This is a genomic window from Pseudomonas sp. K5002, assembly GCF_013386655.1.
Taxonomy (GTDB): domain Bacteria; phylum Pseudomonadota; class Gammaproteobacteria; order Pseudomonadales; family Pseudomonadaceae; genus Aquipseudomonas.
This window is the reverse complement of the sequence record NZ_JACARK010000046.1, coordinates 1-4,223: the sequence shown is the minus strand read 5'-3', so window position 1 is coordinate 4,223 and position 4,223 is coordinate 1. Positions and strand designations below refer to the sequence as shown.

At 59.3% G+C, this 4,223-nt stretch carries 6 protein-coding genes; 2 read left to right on the top strand and 4 right to left on the bottom strand.

Going from position 1 to position 4,223, the window contains the following annotated elements:
• Positions 1 to 8 precede the first annotated feature (8 nt).
• Complete coding sequence (locus tag HX846_RS03175) at positions 9 to 605, bottom strand: paraquat-inducible protein A (RefSeq protein WP_003216183.1); 597 nt, start codon at positions 603 to 605, stop codon at positions 9 to 11.
• A 179-nt stretch (positions 606 to 784) separates the two neighbouring features.
• Between HX846_RS03175 and HX846_RS03170 the strand changes: the two genes are divergently transcribed.
• Together HX846_RS03170 and HX846_RS03165 are read left to right on the top strand one after the other, a co-directional pair.
• Positions 785 to 1,429 carry an MBL fold metallo-hydrolase gene (locus tag HX846_RS03170; RefSeq protein WP_003216184.1) on the top strand — a complete coding sequence of 215 codons (645 nt, stop codon included), beginning with the start codon at positions 785 to 787 and terminating at the stop codon, positions 1,427 to 1,429.
• 218 nt (positions 1,430 to 1,647) lie between these two features.
• Positions 1,648 to 2,418, top strand: coding sequence for an OmpA family protein (locus HX846_RS03165; RefSeq protein WP_177067081.1), 771 nt, complete (start codon positions 1,648 to 1,650; stop codon positions 2,416 to 2,418).
• Positions 2,419 to 2,485: 67 nt separating this feature from the next.
• On the opposite strand, the gene HX846_RS03160 is transcribed toward HX846_RS03165, so the two are convergent.
• The 3 genes from HX846_RS03160 to HX846_RS03150 form a co-directional block, all read right to left on the bottom strand.
• Entirely contained in the window at positions 2,486 to 3,067 is a 582-nt protein-coding gene (locus HX846_RS03160) for a BON domain-containing protein (protein WP_087692852.1), read from the bottom strand.
• Positions 3,064 to 3,657 (bottom strand): phosphoheptose isomerase, encoded by a 594-nt coding sequence (locus tag HX846_RS03155; protein WP_003216190.1) that lies wholly within the window; start codon positions 3,655 to 3,657, stop codon positions 3,064 to 3,066. The genes HX846_RS03160 and HX846_RS03155 overlap by 4 nt, the downstream gene beginning before the upstream one ends.
• A 92-nt stretch (positions 3,658 to 3,749) precedes the next feature.
• Complete coding sequence (locus HX846_RS03150) at positions 3,750 to 4,121, bottom strand: YraN family protein (protein WP_003216193.1); 372 nt, start codon at positions 4,119 to 4,121, stop codon at positions 3,750 to 3,752.
• Positions 4,122 to 4,223: the final 102 nt, after the last annotated feature.

Below are 4,223 nucleotides of genomic sequence, written 5' to 3'. Positions count from 1 at the left end.
TGGACGGCTCATAAAATGTCCCACAGGTCGCGAATATCACGCCCGGCAATGCGGATCAGCAACAGGCTGAGGGCGGCCAGGGCAAACAGGCCGGTGCCGGGCAACACATCCAGCATGCCGGCGAGTTTGAACACCGCCACCATGGCGCCCAGCAGGCAGACTTCGAGCATGCTCCAGGGCCGAAGCGCTTCGAGCCAGCGCATGCACAGCTTGAACGCCGGCGAGCGTTGGCCCTTCATCGCAAAGCCCAGCACCCAGATCAACAGCAGCAACTGGAACACCGGCGCGATGATGATGGAAATCGCCGCCACCAGCGCGATGAAGGTGATCGGGCCCTGGGCCAGTGCGACCACCGAATCCCATAACGTGGCGCTGCTTTTCAGGCCTTGCAGGCTGATGCTCATCACCGGGTAGAAGTTGGCGAAAATCCACAGCACGGTGGCGGTCAGGGTCAGGGCCAGGCGTTGTTCCACCGATAGCCCGTTATAACGCTGGAGTACGCCTGCGCAGCGGGTGCAAAGGGTCTTCTGATGTTTGGCGAGCGTGACTTTTTCGTACACGCAATCACAGTGTTCGCAGATGATCAATGGGCTGAGGGTCGCCATAAGTCCCACTCCATGCGCTATACGTTGCGCGTTGTATGACTGGCGCCAGAGTAGCTTAGCAGTTGCCGGGTTTGACAGCCGTGCGCTCGCGAGCGCTTTCGGATCGGGTGCAGGGTCGAACATACTGTGCGCCGGAATGCAGTACAAAAGAGTGTGCCTTTGAATTTGCAGGAATACCCATGAATATTCAGTCTCCCGCGCTGATCCGCGAAACGTTCCCGGTAGGCCCGTTGCAGTGCAACTGCACGATCATCGGCGACCCCGTCACCAAAAAAGCCATCGTCGTCGACCCGGGCGGCAACCATGAGTTGATCCTGGCGCGCCTCGATGCGCTGGGCCTGAAAGTGGTCAGCATTATTCACACCCACGCCCATCTTGATCACTTCCTGGCCTCCGGGCAGTTGAAGGAAAAAACCGGCGCTACCCTGCACTTGCACAAGGAAGACCAGTTTCTGTGGGACAACCTGGAAATGCAGTGCCAGATGTTCCGCGTGCCTTACACGCCAGTGCCGTCGCCGGATCGTTGGCTGGAGGATGAAGAAGAGCTGGCCTGTGGTTGCGGGGTTGCCTTGCATACACCTGGACACACACCCGGCTCGATGAGTTTCTGGTTCGCCGATGCGAAGTTGCTGATTGCCGGCGATACCCTGTTTCGGCGCGGCGTGGGCCGTACGGATTTGTGGGGCGGTGACCAGGCGACCATCGTGCGCTCGATCAAGCAACGGCTCTACACCCTGGATGAGGCGGCGGTGGTGGTGACAGGGCACGGTCCGGATACGCGTCTGGGAGATGAAATGCGTGAGAATCCGTTTGTCCGCGCGTGAAGGAAAATGTGGGTAGTTTTTCGGATACCAAGTGGCAACTATCAAACGAAACATATAGAGAAAATGACAATCACCGTTCAGGAAGTCTCTGCTAGGGTTTGAGTGTGGCCGGGCTTGTGTGGAGATGGAATTTTTACCGTTTGTCGTGTTCCAAGCTCGGCACAGGTCCAATGCCAATGTCCTCTGCATCACCGAATGCAAAAGTAGGAGCTTCCTTCATGTTCACTTCTCGTCGTCTGCTTGTTGTTGCTACTGCCGTAGCCCTGTTGTCGGGCTGCGCTTCACCTAATCCTTATGACGGCAGCCAGGCACAGGGTGGTGGCTCTTCCGGTGTGAGCAACACCGCCAAGTATGGTGGCCTGGGCGCCCTGGCTGGTGCGTTGGCGGGTGCAGCCATCGACCACAACAACCGCGGCAAGGGTGCGCTGATCGGCGCTGCCGTCGCCGGTATCGGTGGTGCGGGCTACGGCTACTACGCCGACCAGCAGGAAAAGAAACTGCGCGCCAGCATGGCCAACACCGGTGTCGAAGTGCAGCGCCAGGGCGACCAGATCAAGCTGATCATGCCGGGTAACATCACCTTCGCCACCAACTCGGATGCGATCTCCAGCAGCTTCTACACGCCGCTGAACAACCTGGCGAACTCGCTGAAGCAGTTCAACCAGAACACCATCCAGATCGTTGGCTACACCGACAGCACCGGCAGCCGTCAGCTCAACATGGACCTGTCCCAGCGTCGTGCGCAGAGCGTGGCCAATTACCTGACCTCCCAAGGTGTCAGCCCGACCAACCTGAGTGCCCGCGGTGCCGGCCCGGATAACCCGATCGCCAGCAACGCCGACGTCAATGGCCGTGCCCAGAACCGTCGTGTGGAGGTCAACCTGGGCCCGATCCCTGGCCAGCAGTACGGTCAGCCGGCCGCCCAGCAGCAACAGGTGCCGCAGCAGAACAACCAGTTCCAGGGCAACCCGTACCAGCAGTACCAGTAACCTGTAGTCAATAAAAAGGGCGCCGTGCAATCCATGCACGGCGCCCTTTTTTGTGGCTGACGATAAATCAGTCGATGTATTCGAACAGCTTCACGATCTTCTGTACGCCGGACACACTTTGTACCAGGTTGGCGGCGCGGGTGGCTTCTGCCTGGGTCAGCAGGCCCATCATGTAGACGATGCCGTTGTCGGTGACGATCTTGATCCGAGAGCCGGGAATGGCGCTGTCGGTCAGCATCTGCGTCTTGATCTTGGTGGTCAGCAGGGCGTCGTTGCTGATAGCCAGCAGGGTGATCGGCTCCATCACCTGCAGTTCGTTGTGAACCTTCTTGACCCGCTGCACAGTGGCGGCAGCTTGTTCAGCCTGGGCCTTCAAGTCGGCGCGCGGGGTTTGGCCGGTGAGCAGCACCACGCCGTTGAAGCTGACGACCACGATGCGCGACGCGCCGTTGCCCAGGTCTGGAGCGGCCTTGGACACGTTGACGGAAACCTTGGTCTCGATCAGTGAGTCATCGATTTTGCTGCCGAAAGTGCGGGTGCCTTTATCGTCCTGGATGGGCGTGTCGCGGCTCGCTTCGATTACCGAGCTGCAGCCGCTGATGCCTAGGCACAGCGTGATTGCCAATAGGCTAAGGCGTTTAACGGTCATTCTTCACTCCCGAACAGTTGGCTGTCGATCAGATCGCACAGGCAGTGGATCGCCAGCAGGTGGACTTCCTGGATACGTGCGGTGACATTGGCCGGGACACGGATTTCCACGTCTTCGGGCAACAGCAGCGAGGCCATGCCGCCGCCGTCGCGTCCGGTCAATGCTACGACAATCATTTCACGATCATGTGCGGCCTGGATCGCTTGAATAATATTCGCCGAGTTACCGCTGGTGGAGATCGCCAGCAGGACGTCCCCCGGCTGGCCAAGGGCGCGGATCTGTTTGGAGAAGATTTCGTTGTAGCTGTAGTCGTTGGCGATCGAGGTGATCGTCGAGGTGTCGGTGGTCAGGGCGATGGCCGGCAGGCTCGGGCGCTCACGCTCGAAGCGGTTGAGCAGCTCGGAGGAGAAATGCTGGGCATCGCCGGCCGAACCGCCGTTGCCGCACGAAAGCATTTTGCCCTCGTTGAGCAAGGCGTTGACCATGACCTGACTGGCTTGCTCGATGTGCGGTGCAAGTACGTCCATCGCCTGTTGCTTGGTATCGATACTGGCCTGGAAAAGCTGGCGAATTCGGGATTGCATGTCCATCTGTGTGACCTTAAGTAGCGCGGCTGTTTGGCACAGGAATGTGCAGCCCGCAAAGCAAAGAGCAAAAGTGTGCGGTGTAGATGTCCGGCGAATCAGCTGTCAAAGGCATCTTGCAGCCAGTTCAGATCGGCTGTTCCCCGGGGAGTGCTTTCTATGGCAACCACATCGAAACGGCAGGGATGATCGGCCCAGCGACGCTCCTTGAGCAGGAAAAACTGCGCGGCGAGTATCAACTTCTGGCGCTTGCGCCCGTCGATACTGGCGAGCGCGCCACCCCATTGTGCGTGTTTTCTGTAGCGGACTTCGACAAATACTACTGTATCGCCGTCAAGCATGACCAGATCAAGCTCGCCGCGTTTGCATAACCAGTTCTGCGCCAGAAGGCGCAGACCTTGTCGTTGCAGGTACTCGAGAGCTTGAAGTTCGGCGTCCTTGCCGCTTTGTGCGCTTGACCGCTCGGGCATCAGCGCGGGGTATCAGGCAGGCGCTGGATCTCGCCACCGACGAACTTCGCCCATGGCATCTGGCGGTCGACACGCTGGCTGGCGCTGACGCCCAGGTTGCCC